The sequence below is a fragment of the Vibrio sp. 10N.261.46.A3 genome (assembly GCF_041472995.1).
Taxonomy (GTDB): Bacteria; Pseudomonadota; Gammaproteobacteria; order Enterobacterales; family Vibrionaceae; genus Vibrio; species Vibrio coralliirubri.
Map to the genome: position 1 here is coordinate 80,217 of NZ_JBFRRH010000006.1, position 20,068 is coordinate 100,284.

Genomic DNA, 20,068 nt, shown 5'->3' on the forward strand with positions numbered 1-20,068 from the left:
TACTAAGGTGTTTTTTGAATCACGAAAGAGTTAGTAATTTTTACTCACTTTAGTTCAAAAGCCACCCACTTACCATTTGCCAGCTAATTTTTAGCACGCATTACCACGAGTGGAATTTCTGCTGCTTCTCTGGTCCAAATACGACCGAATACGGGTCTTGGTGAATTAATACATCAGCATCAGGGAACGCGGAGATAAGCTTAGCCTCTACTTCGTCAGAAATGCGATGCGCTTCAATAAGTGGGATATTATCTTCCAATTCTAGATGCAGTTGGATGAAGCGTATTGGCCCCGAGCGACGCGTTCGTAATTGATGCACACCCAACACGCCTTCCACGCTCAATGATGTCTCTTTAATCTGTTTTAGCTCATCATCTGGCAGCTTATGATCAAGCAGAGACTGAACCGCTTCCATCGCCATTTGATAAGCGCTGTACAGAATGTAGATACCGATACCGACCGCGAATACTGAGTCCGCCTGACCAATCCCAAACCAGCTCAATGCCAGTGCCAGCATGATCGCAGCGTTCATATAAAGGTCTGATTGATAGTGCAATGAATCGGCTGCAATTGCTTGGCTGCCCGTTTTGTTGACCACATGTTTTTGGAAACGAACCAGACCAAACGTCATCACTATCGCGAACAGGCTGACGTAGATACCAATTTCTGGAGAGTTCAGTTCATGAGGTCGGAAGAAGCGTTCAATACCATTGAGAATAAGGAAACATGCAGAGCCTGAAATAAACATTGCCTGCGCTAATGCAGCTAGAGATTCAGCCTTACCATGACCAAAGGTGTGCTCTTTGTCGGCAGGCTGCAGAGAGTAACGAACCACGATAAGATTAACGACAGAGGCCGCGATATCCAGCATTGAATCCACGACGGAAGCCAACAGACTCACGGAACCTGTCACCCACCAAGCTGCGACTTTCACTATCAATAAAATAGTGGCGATGGTGGTGGCTGCCCAAGCGGCGAGCGTAACTAAACGTGCGTATTCTTGTTTCATAACTTGGCTATAAAGTGACTGATAGCACAAAGTATAACCTGCAAACCACCAATTGAATATGACAGCCATGATGTAAAACATTCATTTTTAAGGATCAAAAAAAGCGGCACTCGGCCGCTTCTTTCTAAACACTTTCATTCAACGCTGATTTCTCAAGCAATGAATTACTTGTCTTTGTTCATGCGCTTTTCCATTTTGTCAGCACACTTAGTCATGCGCTCTTGTTGGATTTCTTTCAGTTGAGTCTTTTGCTCAGCCGTTAGTACGCTCATCATTTCGTGTTGCTTCTTAAGCATTGCTACGCGACGCTCAGTTTGCTTCTCAACCATTTGGCTTGCTAGGTCGTTTGCTGCTGCTTCATCGAAGTTGTCAGCCAGCACCAGTGCTTGAACTTTCTCTTGGTGCGCCTTCATTTTCGCCATTTTATCGGCTTTATTGCCAGCGTGTTTTTCTTTCATCTCTGCACGATTCGCTTCGCGCATCTCTTTCAATTCTGTTTTTTGTGCATCAGTCAGGTCTAGTTGACGCATCACTTTCTTATCGAAGCCGCCACATTTGCCGTGCATGCCTTTATGGTCGCCTTTATCGCCGCCGCCATATGCGAACGCGCTTGCTGTGCCTAACATTAGTGGAAGTGCCGCAGCTGCTAGTACAAGTTTCTTAGTCATTTTCATAATTGTTGCCTCAATTCGGTATAATAAGTCATGTGTTGCGTCTGTTTCTCAGCGCTTGAATATAGATTAGTCTTTCCCTCGTAAAGTGACGTTTAGAAAGCGTAAAGAATCGTAAAGAGTGAAAGTTGACGAATAATTAGCAGTATTATTAACCTGTAAATAGTAGATAACCGATTAAGGCTTCCCAATGGCGAACATTCTTCTTATTGATGACGACACCGAGTTAACCAGCTTACTCAAAGACATTCTGAGCTTTGAGGGCTTCACTGTTTCCGAAGCCAATGATGGCTATGCAGGACTTGAAGCTATCAATGATGAGATTGACCTGATTCTTTTGGATGTGATGATGCCGCGTCTTAATGGCATGGAAACACTAAAGAAACTGAGAGAAAATTGGGAAACACCCGTGCTGATGCTGACCGCAAAAGGCGAAGAGATCGACCGTGTGATTGGTCTTGAGCTTGGCGCAGACGATTACCTGCCTAAACCTTTCAGTGACCGAGAATTGTTAGCGCGTATTCGAGCTATCTTGCGTCGAACTCAAACCGCCACCGCGCCTAAAGCGGCCAGTGATAGAGTTCAATATCAAGACATCGAAGTCTTCCCGGGCAAACAAGAAGCCTACTGCAATGGTGAGCTCATCGACCTCACCACAACCGAGTTCGCATTACTGAGTCACCTTATCCAAAACCCAGGGCAAGTGATCACCAAAGAAGCATTGAGCCTAGATGTGTTAGGTAAAAGGCTCGCAGCGTTTGACCGCGCGATAGACATGCACATCTCTAATCTACGTAAGAAGATTCCTGAGCGCACTGACGGTAAATCACGCATCAAAACTTTACGAGGCCGTGGCTACTTATTGGTAGAGGAAGATTAATGCGTATACCTAAAATCACCAGCTTATATGGACGTATCTTTGCTATCTTTTGGTTCACCATGTTACTGGTGCTTTTGTCGGTGCTGTCACTTCCCCATTTAGACCCTCGAGTCGCGCGAGATGTGCCCGCAGATCACCTCGATAAACTCGAGCGTATCGCTAAAATCACAGAGAAACGCTACGCCAAAGAACCAAATCTGGGCAAAATTGTCTTCCAACTTGAGGCTCCACGCAGCCGCAAGGATTCTCGCGCTCGCATCTATCTGACCGACCTTGAGGGCGCAGTCCTTACCTCAAAAAGGCATTCAGACTACAAACTTAAAGCGATTCGCAACTTTGTTACCTCGATAGATAACCCTGAAGTGCCGAAACAAAAACTGTACGGACACTACATGGTCGCAGGTCCAGTACCGATCAAACTCGCGGGTGAAGAGTTGTTGATGTACGCCGGAATAAAGTGGACTCAACCACCGCCATTCTTGTTACGCCTGTTTGATAGACCTCTGCAGCTACTGCTGGCGGTTATGCTGGCGAGTACCCCACTATTGCTTTGGCTAGCTTGGGCACTGAGTCAACCCGCACGCAGGCTAGAACGCGCGGCACAACGCGTGGCGAAAGGCCAATTCGAGGTCGATCCAACACTCGAAAAAGGTACTTCAGAGTTCAGACAAGCCGGTGAAAGCTTTAACCAGATGGTCGAAGCCGTGAACCAGATGATTTCGGGGCAACAACGCCTGCTATCTGATATTTCACACGAGCTCCGCTCCCCACTGACACGCCTTCGCATGGCCAATGCACTGGCGATTCGTAAACAAGGTGAGAGCCAAGAGTTAGAACGCATTGATACCGAAGCACAGCGTTTGGAACAGATGATTAGTGAGCTGCTGACGCTATCTCGTATGCAGGTCGACAGCCATATTACTCGTGAGGTTCAGCCTATCTCGAGCCTATGGGAAGAGATCTTAAAGGACGCAGAGTTTGAAGCCGAACAGATGGGCAAACAACTGACGTTTTCGGAGATCCCAGAACGCTCTATTTCGGGCAACCCTAAACTGCTGATGAGTGCGTTAGACAACATTACACGCAATGCCATCTACTACGGTAAAGACCAAGTGGATGTGCAATTCCATGTGGTTCAAGATCAGCTAACAATTTGCGTCAATGATAATGGTGATGGTGTACCTGATGATGAGTTAGATTCTATCTTCAGACCTTTCTATCGCGTTTCCACTGCCCGTGATCGTAATACCGGCGGCACAGGTCTTGGATTAACCATTACTGAAAGTGCGATTCGCCAACACAGCGGAACCATCACGGCGACCCGCAGCCAGCTCGGTGGATTACAACTCGAAATCACCCTGCCTATCTTACCGGTGTAATACCCCCACAAAGATCGTAGTTGATAATGATTATTATTATCATTATGGTAAATCCTCTAATTAAGGAGGATTTACCATGTCGCACACTTTCCCTGCTTTACCCTACGCTTACGATGCCCTAGAGCCTTACATTGACGCTAAGACGATGGAAGTGCACTACAGCAAGCACCATAGAACCTACTACGATAAGTTTGTTGCGGCGGTTTCTGGCAGCGAGCTAGAACAGCAATCTCTGACCGAGATCTTCGCCAACATCTCTCAGCACAGCCCGGCCGTGCGTAACAATGGCGGCGGCTACTACAATCACATCTTGTATTGGAACTGCATGTCGCAAGACGGCGGTGGTGAACCTACGGGCGAGCTTGGTGAGGCTATCAAGAGTACCTTCGGTGATTTCGAGACATTCCAAGATCAGTTCGCTCAAGCGGCGATCAATACCTTTGGCTCTGGCTTTGCTTGGCTAGTGGTAGAGCAAGGACAACTGAAGATCATCTCAACCTCGAACCAAGATAATCCGTGGATGGATACCGTAGCCAGTGATGGCGAACCGATTCTTGCGCTCGATGTTTGGGAACACGCCTACTACATCAGCTACCAGAACCGTCGTCCAGATTACATCAATGCATGGTGGAACGTGGTGAATTGGAATGCCGTATCTGAAAACTACGCGCAAGCACTAGCGAACCAAGCTTAAGCGAATGGTGACGGTGGCGAACTGTACTCACTCAGCTTGCCACCGTATACTCGGGCTATCTTTGATTATTCTTGTGAACCAACATGTTTGATATCGCTCTATACGAACCAGAAATTGCACCCAATACGGGTAACATCATCCGCCTATGTGCTAACTGCGGCGCAAACCTGCATCTTATCGAACCGCTTGGCTTTGATTTTGAAGAGAAGAAGGTTCGTCGTGCTGGCTTGGATTACCACGACCTTGCGCGAGTTAAGCGTCACAAGAACCTAGAAGCTTTCCTTGAGTATCTAGAGAATGAACGTGAGGGTGATTTCCGCATCTTTGCTTGCACCACTAAAACGACAGGTCACCACGTGGATGCAAAATTCCAACAAGGTGATGTGCTGATGTTTGGCCCAGAAACTCGCGGCCTGCCTGCTGAGTTCATCGAGAGCATGCCAATGGAGCAACGCATTCGTATTCCAATGATGCCAGACGCGCGCAGCCTGAACCTGTCTAACGCAGTGGCAATCATTGCTTTTGAAGCATGGCGACAAATGGGTTTTGAAGGCGCGGTATAACCGAGCACCAAGCTTATCTTTTATCTGTTATCGATAGTAAACAGTAAGTAACAGCTAGCGACAGACAATAAAAAAGGCTCTTACCATTATCACTTTCTTGCGAAGGATAAAGGTAAGAGCCTTTTCTGTTTTCCCTCTATATAAAGAAGAGAGAAAAACAAAGAATAGAAACAACGGATTAGTTTAAGCGGTTACGATCGTTGTCGTCGTCTTTCTTCTCAAACTCACCTTCAAAGGTGTTGCCGTCTTTTGATTGGTCAGATGGATCGCGATTGAATGGGTCTTGTCCAAATGGGCTCTGGCCAAAACCAGCTTGTCCACCGGCATGGAAACCACCAGACATGTTGGTCACCACCATTTTTTCCATCATTTTCTTGGCAATCATCGCTCTTGGTGCTGGCAATAATACCAACATACCGAGTGCGTCCGTCATAAAACCCGGAGTCAGCAGCAATACACCGGCAACTGCAAGCATCACGCCTTCAAGAATCTGTTGTGCTGGCATTTCGCCTTGTTGCAAACGACCTTGCACAGACATAAGTGTCTGAATGCCTTGGCTACGAACCAGCGATGCACCCACAAATGCAGTGATCAAAACCAACGCAATAGTTGGCCACAATCCTAAGAAGCCACCAACTTGAATAAATAGCCCAATCTCAATGATGGGTACGAAGATAAATAGTAATAATAAGATAGGAAACACACGCCCTCCTTTGTTACTTGCAGTTTACGCTGAAAGCCCTAACAATCTCAAATTTATCCTGTAAATAAGCGTGTTTATTGACCAAGAATAACTTTGCAAAATATTGACGAAACAAAACCGAAAAAGGTGATCCACTTAATATTTTTATGCGCTAAGTACAGTATCATGTGCCACATAAGTCAGGACGGATTTATCAGCCCAATATTCTAGCGAACGGAGTATTTGCACACAGAATAGGCTAATAACTAACTATATAATCAGAATAATTCTCTAAGGATCCTGTTATGGCTACTCAATCAGAAGCTCAAGTTGAAGCTCCTCAAGCTACTCGTCTCGAAGAAGATCTATTAGGTCAACGTCATGTTCCGGCTGATGCTTACTACGGCATCCACACTCTACGCGCAGTTGAAAACTTCAACATCTCAAATGTAACGATCTCAGATGTACCTGAATTCGTTCGCGGCATGGTGATGACTAAGAAAGCAGCGGCTTTAGCAAACAAAGAGTTAGGTGTAATTCCAAGCGAAGTGGCTAAATACATCATCCAAGCTTGTGACCTAATTCTAGACACGGGTAAGTGCATGGATCAGTTCCCATCGGACGTTTTCCAAGGTGGTGCTGGTACTTCTGTAAACATGAACGCAAACGAAGTTGTTGCGAACGTGGCTCTTGAACTTATGGGCAAAGAAAAAGGCCAATACGAGTTCATCAACCCGAACGACCATGTAAACCGCAGCCAATCTACAAACTGTGCTTACCCAACTGGCTTCCGTATCTCTGTTTACAACAGCGTTCGTAAACTGATTGATGCGATCGAATACCTAAAAGGTGCATTCGAGCTTAAGAGCCAAGAATTCAACACGATTTTGAAGATGGGTCGTACTCAGCTTCAAGACGCAGTTCCAATGACGGTTGGCCAAGAGTTCCACGCTTGGGCTGTAACCATCAATGAAGAAATCAAAAACCTAGAATACACTTCAAAACTACTGCTTGAAGTAAACCTAGGCGCAACGGCTATCGGTACAGGTCTGAACGCAGCACCGGGTTACCAAGGCCTAGCAGTGAAACACCTAGCAGAAGTAACAGGCCTAGAGTGTGTAGCGGCTGAAGATTTAATCGAAGCAACATCTGACTGTGGCGCATACGTAATGACGCACGGCGCACTTAAGCGTCTAGCTGTGAAACTGTCTAAAATTTGTAACGATTTGCGTCTGCTTTCTTCTGGCCCACGTACTGGTCTGAACGAGCTAAACCTACCTGAACTACAAGCCGGTTCTTCAATCATGCCTGCTAAAGTAAACCCAGTTGTGCCAGAAGTAGTAAACCAAGTTTGCTTTAAAGTTCTAGGTAACGACAACACGGTTTCTTTCGCTGCAGAAGGTGGTCAACTGCAACTGAACGTAATGGAACCCGTTATTGCACAAAGCATGTTTGAGTCTCTAGACATCCTAACAAACGCTTGTGTGAACCTACGCGACAAGTGTGTAGACGGCATTACTGTAAACAAAGAAGTGTGTGAATCTCACGTATTTAACTCTATCGGTATCGTTACTTACCTAAACCCATACATTGGCCACCACGAGGGTGACATTGTTGGTAAGATCTGTGCTGAGACAGGTAAGAGCGTGCGTGATGTGGTTCTAGAGCGCGGTTTATTAACCGAAGAAGAACTTGATGACATTTTCTCTGTTGAAAATTTGATGCATCCTCAGTATAAAGCGAAGCGCTACGAATAAAGTTAGCGAGAAAGGGCTCCAAACGGAGCCCTTTTTTAGGCTCCAATACGGTTAACCATGATTATTTTGTGGATTTCCATTGGTTGCGCTTTTGCCAAATTGAATCTAAACCATAGAACTATTATGTGAACATTCCAGCGGCGAATGTTCACATAATAAAATCTAAATGAGGTGTTACTTATGATTGCAGTAGAACTATTTGTCGTCCTGCTCTTTATCTTTTTGGGGGCCAGAATTGGCGGTATCGGCATCGGTTTTGCCGGTGGTGCTGGTGTTATTGCCCTTTCACTTATTCTTGGTGTTCCAACAAGCCAATCTTTTATCCCGATCGATGTAATCTTGATCATCATGTCGGTAATCACCGCAATTGCTGCAATGCAGGTTGCTGGCGGTATGGACTGGTTGGTGCAAATTGCAGAAAACTTTTTGCGTAAGCACCCTGAACGCATCACCTTTTATGCGCCAATTGTGACCTTTGTAATGACACTAATGGCAGGTACTGGTCACACAGCATTCTCTACACTGCCTGTTATTGCAGAAGTAGCGAAAGGCCAAGGCGTACGTCCTTCTCGTCCACTGTCTATCGCAGTTGTCGCTTCTCAAATCGCTATCACGGCTTCGCCAATCTCGGCAGCGGTTGTGGCTTTCGCGGCAATGCTGGCACCGTTCGGTGTTGATTATCTAACGCTACTGATGGTTTGTATCCCAACAACCTTCATCGCTTGTATGGTTGGTGCGGTTGTTGCTAACTACATGGGTAGCGAATTGAAAGACGATCCTGTTTATCAAGAACGTCTAGAGAAAGGTCTAATCAAGCTAGCAACAGAAGAGAAACGCGAAATTCTACCTACAGCGAAGAAAGCAACGTACATCTTCCTAGCTGCAATTGGTTTCGTGGTTTGTTACGCAGCGGCTATCTCTAGCTCTGTTGGCCTAATTGAAAACCCGGCGCTAGGTCGTAACGAAGCGATCATGTCTGTAATGCTGGCAGCAGCAGCGGCTATCGTGATGTTCACTAAGATTGATGCAGCGAAGATTTCTTCAGCACCAACGTTCCGTTCTGGTATGACGGCATGTGTATGTGTACTTGGTGTGGCTTGGTTAGGTTCAACGTTTGTAAACGCACACGTTGCTGAAATCAAAGACGTAGCAGGCGCTCTACTGGCTGACTACCCATGGATGCTGGCTCTTGTTCTGTTCTTCGCTTCTATGCTGCTTTACTCTCAAGGCGCAACAACAGTTGCACTGATGCCTGCAGCACTAGCGATTGGCGTAGCACCACTAACAGCCGTTGCTTCTTTTGCTGCGGTAAGTGCGCTGTTCGTACTTCCAACTTACCCTACGCTACTAGCAGCGGTTGAGATGGACGACACAGGCTCAACGCGTATCGGTAACTACGTATTCAACCACCCATTCTTCATTCCAGGTGTGGTAACAATCAGTACTGCGGTAGCACTAGGCTTCGCATTCGGCGGTCTGTTTATCTAACATTCGCTGGTGATTGAACATTTAAAAGGAAGCTTCGGCTTCCTTTTTTGTTTTCTGCTCAATGTGTTATTTGATACGCATCAAATAACCATTATAAACTTTAAAAACCGCCTAAAAATAAAGTTTGAATAAAATTCCAAGATTATTCTGCCTAATCATAAACAACACCTACCAGATCAATCTCCTTCCACTTCCAGTTAATCCACAACGAATATTAATCCAAGCTAACTAACCAAAAAACCTTGACGATTTCCTGCCATTTTTTAGCCCTTTCATTAGCCATTATTTTTGTGAACAGCACCAAACTTAAATACCGGAGTAAGGAATAAAATAACCGCAGCTAAATTAAATCTAACTTCATTTGGATTAGTAAATATAAAAACAACCTTAATTTAAAGTCAGCAACTTTATATCGTTGAGTGCTTTATAAGTGTCCGTGTATTTACAATCTATAAATCATTAGTCGCTAATTCACATCACTTCTATTTAAGATGATGTAAGGAGATAGCCATGACAACTCAAACGATACCAAGCGAGAAAAAAAAGGGCGGCTTCTTTGCCAACTTTAAATTCCCTTCTGCCTACACCATTCTATTTATTCTGATTGCGTTCGTCGCACTGCTTACCTGGATTGTTCCAGCAGGCCAATACGACCGTGCAATGAATGAAGAGCTAGGCCGAGAAGTACCCGTAACCGGAACCTATCAAGCGGTAGAAGGTAACCCTCAAGGCGTGATTGATGTACTGCTCGCGCCTATTGACGGCTTCTATGACCACAATAGCTATGAAGCGGCGGCTATCGACGTTTCGCTGTTCATCTTAATCATTGGTGGCTTCTTAGGGCTAGTAACCAAAACGGGTGCCATTGATGCCGGTATCGAGCGCGTCACCGCCCGCTTAGAAGGGCGAGAAGAGTTGATGATACCAATACTGATGGCGCTGTTTGCCGCAGGTGGTACCGTCTACGGCATGGCCGAAGAATCACTGCCCTTCTATACATTGCTAGTGCCAGTAATGATGGCAGCTCGCTTTGACCCTCTTGTTGCCGCTGCGACCGTACTGCTTGGTGCAGGTATTGGGGTGCTGGGTTCAACGATTAACCCATTCGCAACCGTGATCGCTGCCAACGCCTCTGGTATTCCATTTACAGACGGTATCGTGTTGCGCATTGCGATGTTGATTATTGGTTGGGGTATTTGTGTTGCCTACGTGATGCGTTACGCAAGAATGGTTCAAGCCGATCCAAAAACATCAATTGTCTACGACAAATACGAAGAGAACAAAGCGCACTTCTTAGGTAATGCGGGCGGCGAAAAACTTGAATTCACCGCGACTCGCAAACTGATTCTGACCATTTTTGGTGGCTCGTTCGCTGTAATGATTTACGGTGTATCCGTTGCTGGATGGTGGATGGCTGAAATCTCAGCGATGTTCCTAGCAGCAACCATCATCGTTGGTATTGTGGCTCGCATGAGCGAAGAAGAGTTTACCACCAGCTTCATTGATGGTGCCCGCGACCTACTTGGCGTTGCGCTTATCATAGGTATTGCACGTGGTATCGTGGTGGTGATGGACCGCGGTATGATCACCGATACCATTCTGTTCTCTGCAGAACAAATGGTAACGGGGCTTTCTTCAGTTATCTTCATTAACGTGATGTTCTTCTTAGAGATTCTACTGTCGTTCTTAGTGCCATCGACCTCTGGCTTAGCGGTACTGACTATGCCAATCATGGCACCATTGGCTGACTTTGCCGGTGTAGGTCGTGACCTGGTTATCACTGCGTACCAATCAGCATCTGGCTTGGTGAACCTAATCACACCGACCTCTGCGGTGGTGATGGGTGGCTTGGCGATTGCTCGCGTCCCTTATGTACGCTGGGTTAAATGGGTAATGCCATTAATCGGTATCTTGATGGTGTTCTGCATCGTTGTGCTGAGTATTGGTGCGCTTATCTAACTAACAGCACTTCACACCTATCTCATTCAAAGCCGCTTCTCACAGCGGCTTTTTTATTGCTCCCTCTCAATGTAACCCTCTGCTACTGAAACACCTCCTCAAAGCCATACACGTCATATTCAAGGTTCTTCTGTTCGTAGCCAAACTCAAAGCACTCGCAATAGAAGAATCAATCCTACTTTTAAACATCTAATTTTCTTGATGAAATAACACTCTATTTTCAACCATGATGTTTAAACAAATAGTTAGTCACTTATTAGCGTTAATTATATTTAAAGTAATTTATGGCCTAATAAATAGACGAGGGTTAATGCCCTTTTTTATCAAAAAACACACTTAAACAGCCGGTTTTAAAATGTGATCGCAACAGCTTTATTCGCATTTACTTTGTTAATAAATAATTAATTCCACATCCAAAATTAAATATCTAAATAAAAACACTGCATACTTCCAAGCTAAGTACACTTTTATCAATAAAACTATTCTGCATATAATCCCTCGCAAATTAGATTCTAGTAAGTTTCGTCAAAAAAGCGTGCATAAAGTTCCCTAACCGCTAACTATTTAGAATGTATTAGTCATGACTGAAAGTGCATAAAGTTTGTTAAAACCCTTAATTTTAAAGGGCTACGGGATAAAAAACGATTTGTGATAGATCTCTAAGAATACCTGACTAGCAGGCGTAATATTAATTCCAGACAAGAGATATGAATAAATAATTCATTCTTCTCAACTGAAAATAAATAATTACTCTTAGCGATAAAAGTAATTCAAATATATAAGAGAGAGACGATCATGAGTAAGTTCTATGTAGGTTCTGAAATAGGTCAATTACGCCGCGTTCTAGTTCACCGTCCAAGACGCGCACTGACTCACCTAACACCCTCTAACTGTCACGATTTACTATTTGATGACGTACTGGCTGTTGAGCGTGCAGGTAAAGAGCATGACGCATTTACTCAAACGCTACGTGATCAAGGTGTTGAAGTTCTTCTTCTTACTGACCTACTAGCAGACACGCTAGCAGTGCCAGAAGCGAAAGATTGGCTTTTGAACCATCAAGTTTCTGATTACCGCTTAGGCAAAACGTTTGCTAACGACGTGCGCTGCTACTTGGGCGACTTACCAAACCTAGAGCTAGCGAAAATCCTAACGGGTGGTCTGTCTTACGCTGAGATGCCAATGAAATCATCTTCAATGATGCAAGGCATGCACGCACCAACCGACTTCATTATCGAACCGCTACCAAACCACCTATTTACTCGTGACACATCTTGCTGGGTATACGGTGGCGTATCCATCAACCCGATGGCGAAACCAGCTCGTCAACGTGAAACCAACCACGTTCGCGCTATTTACCGCTGGCACCCAACATTCGCAGGCCAAGACTTCATTAAATACTTCGGCGATGAAGAAAACATCAGCTACGACAACTCAACGATTGAAGGCGGTGACGTTCTTGTAATCGGTCGTGGCACGGTTCTTATCGGTATGTCTGAGCGTACAACAGCACAAGGTGTTGAGCACTTAGCGTCTAGCCTATTCAAACACGGTCAAGCGAAACAAGTTATCGCAATGCAACTACCGAAACACCGCTCTTGCATGCACTTAGACACCGTGATGACGCACATGAACGAAGATACATTCTCTGTATACCCTGAAGTGGTGAGTAAAGACGTGCAGTGCTGGAACCTAACTGGCGATGAGTCTGGCGCAGTGAAAGTGAAAGAAGAAGGCTACTTCGTAACGGCTATCGAAAAAGCACTTGGCGTAGACAAGCTAAACCTAATCACGACCGGTGGTGACAACTTCCATGCAGAGCGTGAGCAGTGGAACGATGCAAACAATGTTCTAACGGTTAAACCTGGCGTCGTGATTGGCTACGAAGGCAACACCTACACCAATGAAAAATACGACAAAGCAGGCATCACAGTTCTTCCTATCCCTGGAGATGAACTTGGCCGCGGTCGCGGTGGCGCACGCTGCATGAGCTGCCCAATTGAGCGTGATGGTATCTAATCACTAAGACGAAACGGCCAAGTTGAATGATCTTAAACAATCTCAGCTTGGCCAAAATGAGAGAACACAATTATGACTAAGCAAACTGTTGTTGTTGCACTCGGCGGTAACGCCCTACTTCGTCGCGGTGAGCCGTTAGAAGCCGATGTTCAACGCCGTAATATTGAAACAGCGGTTAAAACCATCTCTGAAATCGCGAAAGTGTACAACGTGGTTCTAGTACACGGTAATGGCCCACAAGTTGGTCTACTGGCGCTGCAAGGTTTGGAATACAAAAAAGTAAATCCATATCCGCTAGATGTATTGGGCAGTGAGACTCAAGGCATGATCGGCTACATGCTGATGCAAGAGTTCAAGAACTATCTACCAAACCGCAACATCTCGTGCATGTTGACGCAAATGACTGTTGATCCAAACGATCCTGCATTCGCAGATCCAACCAAGCCGATTGGCCCGATCTACGAAGAAGCAGAAGCGCGTGAGTTGGCGGAGAAATTCCACTGGATCGTCAAACCAGACGGCCAACACTTCCGTCGCGTTGTGCCAAGCCCACGCCCTACTGGCATTGTTGAGCACGAAGCGATCACCCAACTTATCGATGCAGGCCACCTCGTAATTTGTACTGGCGGCGGCGGCATCCCAGTGAAAAAAGAGAACGGCAAATTAGTCGGTGTTGAAGCGGTTATCGACAAAGACATGTCAGCGGCTTTCTTGGCGAAACAACTGGATGCGGATGCACTGCTTATCTTGACCGACGCGGACGCTGTTTATCTTGATTGGGGCAAACCGACTCAACACGCACTGCGCAGCACCACACCAAGTGAACTGGCGCAATTCGAATTTGATGCAGGCTCAATGGGGCCAAAAATTGAAGCATCGTGCGAATTCATTCAGCAAGGCGGCAAGGTCGTCGGTATTGGCGCACTCGAAGATGGTTTGCAAATCCTGCAAGGCTTGGCGGGCACCAACATCACCAAAGATTAATCTACTCGCGAGCTTTTCAAACCTTGCGAGAAAACTGAATCACCGTTTGAACTGAAATTAATACACAAAAATTGAATCGCGCTTTCTTGAATTTTCTTTCCCTGTAACAAGAAAGCGCCTAAATCTAAGAAGGAATACATCATGGCTTTTAACCTACGCAATCGTAACTTCCTAAAACTACTAGATTTCACTCCACGCGAAATTCAACACTTGTTAGATCTTTCTATGGAGCTAAAAAAAGCGAAGTACAACGGTTACGAACAGCCAACACTGACTGGCAAAAACATTGCGCTTATCTTTGAGAAAACCTCAACTCGTACTCGCTGCGCATTTGAAGTTGCCGCATTCGACCAAGGCGCTCGAGTATCTTACTTAGGCCCATCTGGCTCTCAAATTGGCCACAAAGAATCAATGAAAGATACCGCTCGCGTTCTAGGCCGTATGTACGATGGCATTGAATACCGCGGCTTCGGTCAAGAAATCGTTGAAGAGCTCGGCGCTTACGCTGGAGTTCCAGTATGGAATGGTCTGACTGACGAATTCCACCCAACACAAATCCTAGCTGACTTCCTAACCATGACGGAATACGGCCGTGGTAAACAACTGCATGAAATCAGCTTTGCTTACCTAGGTGATGCTCGCAACAACATGGGTAACTCTCTAATGGTTGGCGCTGCGAAAATGGGTATGGACATTCGCCTTGTTGCTCCAAAACAATTCTGGCCACAAGAAGAGCTACTGGCTCAATGTCGTGAAATCGCAGAACACACTGGCGGCAAAATCACGCTAACAGAAGATGTTCAAGAAGGCGTGCAAGGTTGTGACTTCCTATACACCGACGTTTGGGTATCGATGGGCGAAGCAAAAGAAGCGTGGGCTGAGCGTATCAACCTAATGATGCCTTACCAAGTGAACATGGAAATGATCAAAGCAACAGGCAACCCACATGTGAAATTCATGCACTGCCTACCGGCTTTCCACGGCGAAGATACAACAGTCGGCAAACAACTTGCTGCTGAATATCCGCAGCTTAAAGATGGCGTAGAAGTAACGGATGAAGTGGTCGAGTCTGAATACTCAATCGTGTTCGATGAAGCAGAAAACCGCATGCACACCATCAAAGCAGTAATGGTTGCGACACTAGGCAGCTAATAAATTAAAAAGTTAAGCACGCACTTGTTCGCAATAAATTGACAAGCTAAGTGCAATAACAGGGAAATGCGGGTGGCGTTCTTGGGATTTTGACCTTGGATAAAACCCGCATTTTTTTTCACGTACTAGAAAAGATTATTACCTGAAAAAGCCTGAGATTCTCAGTTCCAACAAAGGCTTAAATGGAAGCTAAAAATGGGTGTGGTTTCGCATAAAAATCCATTAAATGAATACTTTATAGAAAGTATTGCATGGCCTTTTTATCTGAGTATAATCCTCCGCAATTTGTCTAAAGAGAGCAAAAAATGAACCGCAATTCTGTCGCACATAATTGTCAAACTACACGCCAAAGAGTGGCGTTGGTGTCATTTTTATTTTGCTCTTTTGATCGTTTCGAAGCCTCCTATTTTTAGGGGGCTTTTTTTTGTCCGCAATTTGACTGTATGCATAGAAAAAGGAAGACCCGTTATGGCGCATTCGTTATTTAACAAGCACATCATCTCCATTCCAGAGCTCTCTCGTGATGAACTGGAGCTTATCGTCGATACTGCCGCAAGACTCAAAGCAGAGCCAAATCCAGAGCTGCTCAAAAATAAGGTGGTGGCGAGCTGCTTCTTTGAGCCTTCAACTCGAACTCGCCTTTCATTTGAAACCGCAGTTCAACGCCTAGGAGGCACGGTCATCGGTTTTGATAATGGCGGTAACACATCGCTGGCGAAAAAAGGCGAAACACTTGCCGATTCAGTGCAGGTTATCTCTTCCTACGTTGACGCCTTTGTGATGCGTCACCCACAAGAAGGCGCAGCACGTTTAGCCTCTGAGTTCTCTAACGGTGTACCAATTGTAAATGGTGGCGACGGTGCCAATCAGCACCCAACGCAAACCTTGTTGGATCTGTTCTCGATTTACGAGACGCAAGGCACGCTCGACAACCTCAATGTGGCATTTGTTGGCGACCTAAAATATGGCCGCACCGTGCACTCATTGACGCAAGCACTATCAAAATTCAACAACGTGCGTTTCTTCTTTATCGCGCCAGAAGTGTTAGCGATGCCGGATTACATCTGTGAAGAGCTGGAAGAGATGGGCATCCAATACAGCACCCACAACAGCATTGAAGAAGTGGTGCCTGAACTGGATGTTCTGTACATGACTCGCGTACAGAAAGAGCGCTTTGATGCGTCAGAATACGCGCACATGAAATCGGCTTACATTCTAACGGCTGATACCCTGAAAGATGCACGCCAAAACATGAAGGTGCTTCACCCACTACCACGTGTCGATGAAATCACCACCGACGTAGATAAAACACCACACGCTTACTACTTCGAGCAAGCTGAAAACGGTGTGTATGCTCGCGAAGCCCTATTAGCCCTAGTTCTAAACGACACTTTATAAGCAGGAGAAACAGTCATGGTTAAACAAACTCAGCTACAAGTAGAAGCCATTCGTAACGGCAGCGTCATTGACCACATCCCTGCTCACCTTGGGATCAAAATCCTCAAGTTGTTTAAATTGCACAAGACCGAGCAGCGCATCACCATGGGATTAAATCTGCCATCGTCAGCGCTTGGCCATAAAGATTTGATCAAGATTGAGAACATCTTTCTGACCAAGGAACAAGCCAACCAATTGGCTCTGTACGCCCCGCAAGCGACGGTCAATCAGATTGAAGAGTACAAGGTGGTGAACAAGCTAACATTAGTGCTGCCAGACCAAATCAACAGTGTCTACTCTTGCCCGAATAGCAACTGTATTTCACACGGTGAGCCAGTCGAAAGCAGCTTTAAAGTGCAGCTAAAACAGGAAAACGTGCAGCTAAAATGTCACTACTGTGAAAAAGTATTCTCTCGCGAGATCATGAGTGAAATTCGCTAACCCTTAGCGCCATTATCACGGTCTCCAAAGCACCCTAATACCGATGGATATTTATGCCAAACTTGGAATAAATATCCATTTAACAAAAGAATAAAACTCCAAAATAAAAGCAATTAACTAGAATTTTATTTGGTGATCCCCCTCAAAAAGATAACTATCCTTTAGTGGTAGACTCAATGGATAGACGATCATACATCACGCATACCTTCCCTCTTTATTTCGGGATTCATCGGTAAGCCCTATTTAACAATCGTACTCTACGGCTTTGGGAGTACGCTCGGCGCTATGGACAAGCGATAACCACATGTTGACCTTAAGGAGTTGTTCATGAACCCAATCACTGAGCACGGTTGCTTGTATTCAGCTGAAGATAAAACACTGACTGCAGCGTGCAAACGCTTACTACAACAACAAAGCTTCTCGACCCAAAATCAACTGCGAGAGAAACTCGTCGATATTGGCTATACAGGTATCAGCCAATCGACCGTATCTCGTATTTTGTCACAGCTTGGCGTTGTCAAAATTCAGAATGCTTGCGGTAAAAAGGTTTACTGCATCACGGTTGAAAGTGCACCGGTTCGTGTCGATGCATCCATCTCATCGCAAATCGAATTCATCACTCATAACCAAGCGATGGTCATCGTAAAAACTCATCCAGGTTGTGCACAATTAGTCGCAAGATTAGTCGATATCGACCCACATACCGAGATTATCGGCACCGTTGGCGGCAATGATACTGTGCTTATTATTCCAAAAGATACGATGAATATTGATGCTTGCGAACAAGTCGTAAAAGCACGCTTGGGTGTTGCTTAAATGTCTCTTTTACAAGGGCAAGTCACTCAAGTTGAATTGCAGATCCACTCTCGATTACCCAATAAAATCGCTATCCCGCCATAGGGGATATTTGTTTGCCGATGAAACTAATAGCAAACTATTACGGTCTGATTGAGTTAAGATACCTTCAACTCCATTTTGATGACTAAATAGTATGCGACGACTTGCCACATTACTTTTTGTTTGTGTTTCCCTATTCACCCAGCCTGCGTGGGCGCTATTTGGAAACGACAACGCCGAGCCAAGCTTCGGAGGCAATAACAATGGTTTTGTCCCTGTAGACCAAGCTTTCCCTTTCAATTACTACCAGCAAGACGACAAAGTCCTTCTCGACTGGCAAGTAAAAGAGGGCTACTACCTCTATCAACATAGCCTTTCGTTCACCGGGAAAAATCTCGCTATCGGTAATGTTGAATTAGAAGATGGTAAGCCACACCAAGATGAATTCTTCGGTGAGGTGAGCATTTATACTCAACCTTTATTCGTGCAAGTTCCTCTACAGAGTTACCAAGATGGCTCACAGCTGATCGTTAAGTATCAAGGCTGTGCGGACGCAGGGTTCTGCTACCCACCAGAGATTCGTGTCATCGACATTGAACCTTTCACAGCAACAGGTTCTGCTAATTCGCAAGGTAGTGACTCACAGGCTTCATCTTCTGCTAGCAACGAGACCGATGTTTCTACGCAACCAACATCTCCGAAAGCAGACGTTGTAAGTAACACGACTCAACAGCCAAATGCCCCTGTTTCAAAAGAAGTAGGCTTAGCGGATAAGCTCGGTGACAGTTGGTGGACCCCTCTATTATTCTTAGCACTCGGTGTTGGTTTAGCCTTTACGCCGTGTGTGCTGCCTATGTATCCGATTCTAACGGGTATCGTTTTAGGTGGTGGCAAGCTCAGCCAAGGTCGCGCGTTAATGCTGTCGTTTATTTACGTGCAAGGCATGGCGTTAACCTACACCTTATTAGGTTTAGTGGTTGCTTCAGCAGGCATGCAGTTCCAAGCCGCTATGCAGCACCCTTACGTATTAATTGCGTTGAGTGTTCTATTCGTGGCGTTAGCAATGTCGATGTTTGGCGTTTATAACCTACAGCTGCCAAGCAGCATTCAAACTTGGCTCAACAATCAAAGCAATAAGCAGCAAGGTGGCAATACCTTGGGCGTATTCGCGATGGGTGCTATCTCTGGCTTGGTGTGTTCACCTTGTACCACGGCGCCACTGTCAGGTGCGCTGCTGTATGTGGCTCAGAGTGGTGACCTATTTACCGGTGCAATTGCTCTGTACGCGTTGGCTATGGGTATGGGTATTCCGCTGATTTTAGTGGCAGTGTTTGGTAATAAGCTATTGCCTAAAGCAGGCAGCTGGATGGACAAGGTGAAGATCGTATTCGGCTTTATCTTGCTTGCCGCGCCTATCTTCCTGCTAGAGCGAATCATTCCTGAATTGTGGGCAACCGTGCTTTGGTCTGGCCTTGGCTTCATCGCCTTTGGTTGGCTTTACCACAGCAAGAATGCACTGCCATTTGGTGGCTGGAAGCAAAGCGCTGTGGGTATCATCGCGATGCTTGGCCTGTTCGCATCAGCTCAACCTGCGCTCAATTACTGGTTTGCAGAAAAGAGCGTAACGGTAGAACAGCACATCCAATTTGCGCGCATCAACACGGTTGAAGAGTTAGAAATCCAGCTAATCGAAGCGAAAAAACTCGGTAAGCCTGTGATGCTCGATTTCTACGCCGATTGGTGTGTAGCGTGTAAAGAGTTCGAGAAGTACACCTTCCATCAAGCTGATGTGGAAAACAAGCTGTCTGACTTTGTACTGCTACAAGCAGATGTAACGAGAAACATGCCTCAAGACATTGAACTGCTTAAACAATTACAAGTACTTGGCTTGCCGACGATTGAGTTCTGGGATGGCGAGGGTAACCATGTTCCAAATGCTCGTGTAACCGGTTTTATGCCTGCCGATGTATTCTTAGAACACATGCAAAACCACCAGCTATAACGGCAATATTCACTAAAATATAAGCCGAATCGAAAGCCGCACCGCCCCTCTGTAACGAGATGGCAGTGCGGCTTTTTTGCTATTCAGAGTAACGCTTTCTTATTCCGGGGATAA

17 protein-coding genes are annotated in these 20,068 nt (G+C 45.6%); 14 read left to right on the forward strand and 3 right to left on the reverse strand.

What is annotated here, in order from left to right:
* Positions 1-100 precede the first annotated feature (100 nt).
* Entirely contained in the window at positions 101-1,009 is a 909-nt protein-coding gene (gene fieF, locus AB4484_RS02200) for a CDF family cation-efflux transporter FieF (protein WP_050632420.1), read from the reverse strand.
* A 164-nt stretch (positions 1,010-1,173) separates the two neighbouring features.
* The gene (locus tag AB4484_RS02205) at positions 1,174-1,683 is read right to left on the reverse strand and encodes a CpxP family protein (protein WP_017061162.1); all 510 of its coding nucleotides are present in this window, start codon (positions 1,681-1,683) and stop codon (positions 1,174-1,176) included.
* Positions 1,684-1,870: 187 nt separating this feature from the next.
* Here AB4484_RS02205 and AB4484_RS02210 point away from each other — a divergent pair, with 187 nt between their 5' ends.
* From AB4484_RS02210 to trmL, 4 genes are all read left to right on the forward strand, one after another.
* A complete protein-coding gene (locus AB4484_RS02210) occupies positions 1,871-2,560 on the forward strand; it encodes a response regulator (protein ID WP_017063670.1) in 690 nt (229 codons plus the stop codon).
* A complete protein-coding gene (gene cpxA / locus AB4484_RS02215; RefSeq protein ID WP_050619837.1) occupies positions 2,560-3,939 on the forward strand; it encodes an envelope stress sensor histidine kinase CpxA in 1,380 nt (459 codons plus the stop codon). The genes AB4484_RS02210 and cpxA overlap by 1 nt, the downstream gene beginning before the upstream one ends.
* Positions 3,940-4,015: 76 nt before the next feature.
* Positions 4,016-4,633 (forward strand): superoxide dismutase, encoded by a 618-nt coding sequence (locus AB4484_RS02220; RefSeq protein WP_017061165.1) that lies wholly within the window; start codon positions 4,016-4,018, stop codon positions 4,631-4,633.
* A gap of 83 nt (positions 4,634-4,716) precedes the next feature.
* Positions 4,717-5,196, forward strand: coding sequence for a tRNA (uridine(34)/cytosine(34)/5-carboxymethylaminomethyluridine(34)-2'-O)-methyltransferase TrmL (gene trmL / locus AB4484_RS02225; RefSeq protein WP_009844716.1), 480 nt, complete (start codon positions 4,717-4,719; stop codon positions 5,194-5,196).
* 178 nt (positions 5,197-5,374) lie between these two features.
* Here the strand turns inward: trmL and AB4484_RS02230 are convergent, their stop codons facing one another.
* Entirely contained in the window at positions 5,375-5,899 is a 525-nt protein-coding gene (locus AB4484_RS02230) for an FxsA family protein (RefSeq protein WP_012604974.1), read from the reverse strand.
* A 284-nt stretch (positions 5,900-6,183) separates the two neighbouring features.
* Here AB4484_RS02230 and aspA point away from each other — a divergent pair, with 284 nt between their 5' ends.
* The 10 genes from aspA (at position 6,184) to AB4484_RS02280 (ending at position 19,954) form a co-directional block, all read left to right on the forward strand.
* The gene (gene aspA, locus AB4484_RS02235; RefSeq protein ID WP_019821539.1) at positions 6,184-7,635 is read left to right on the forward strand and encodes an aspartate ammonia-lyase; all 1,452 of its coding nucleotides are present in this window, start codon (positions 6,184-6,186) and stop codon (positions 7,633-7,635) included.
* Positions 7,636-7,815: 180 nt separating this feature from the next.
* On the forward strand, positions 7,816-9,123 hold the full coding sequence (locus tag AB4484_RS02240; RefSeq protein ID WP_017061168.1) for an anaerobic C4-dicarboxylate transporter: 1,308 nt from the start codon (positions 7,816-7,818) through the stop codon (positions 9,121-9,123).
* Between the two features lie 510 nt (positions 9,124-9,633).
* The gene (locus AB4484_RS02245; RefSeq protein WP_372076233.1) at positions 9,634-11,082 is read left to right on the forward strand and encodes a YfcC family protein; all 1,449 of its coding nucleotides are present in this window, start codon (positions 9,634-9,636) and stop codon (positions 11,080-11,082) included.
* A gap of 795 nt (positions 11,083-11,877) precedes the next feature.
* Positions 11,878-13,101: an arginine deiminase gene (gene arcA, locus AB4484_RS02250; RefSeq protein ID WP_017062724.1), complete on the forward strand. Its 1,224-nt coding sequence runs from the start codon at positions 11,878-11,880 to the stop codon at positions 13,099-13,101.
* 72 nt (positions 13,102-13,173) lie between these two features.
* Positions 13,174-14,085, forward strand: coding sequence for a carbamate kinase (gene arcC / locus AB4484_RS02255; RefSeq protein ID WP_019821541.1), 912 nt, complete (start codon positions 13,174-13,176; stop codon positions 14,083-14,085).
* 141 nt (positions 14,086-14,226) lie between these two features.
* A complete protein-coding gene (locus AB4484_RS02260; protein ID WP_017063666.1) occupies positions 14,227-15,237 on the forward strand; it encodes an ornithine carbamoyltransferase in 1,011 nt (336 codons plus the stop codon).
* Positions 15,238-15,705: 468 nt separating this feature from the next.
* Positions 15,706-16,635 carry an aspartate carbamoyltransferase gene (pyrB, locus tag AB4484_RS02265; protein WP_372076235.1) on the forward strand — a complete coding sequence of 310 codons (930 nt, stop codon included), beginning with the start codon at positions 15,706-15,708 and terminating at the stop codon, positions 16,633-16,635.
* Between the two features lie 15 nt (positions 16,636-16,650).
* Entirely contained in the window at positions 16,651-17,115 is a 465-nt protein-coding gene (gene pyrI / locus AB4484_RS02270) for an aspartate carbamoyltransferase regulatory subunit (protein WP_048605441.1), read from the forward strand.
* Positions 17,116-17,442: 327 nt separating this feature from the next.
* Positions 17,443-17,931: an arginine repressor gene (locus tag AB4484_RS02275; RefSeq protein ID WP_017063664.1), complete on the forward strand. Its 489-nt coding sequence runs from the start codon at positions 17,443-17,445 to the stop codon at positions 17,929-17,931.
* A 175-nt stretch (positions 17,932-18,106) separates the two neighbouring features.
* The gene (locus tag AB4484_RS02280; protein WP_372076237.1) at positions 18,107-19,954 is read left to right on the forward strand and encodes a protein-disulfide reductase DsbD; all 1,848 of its coding nucleotides are present in this window, start codon (positions 18,107-18,109) and stop codon (positions 19,952-19,954) included.
* Positions 19,955-20,068: the final 114 nt, after the last annotated feature.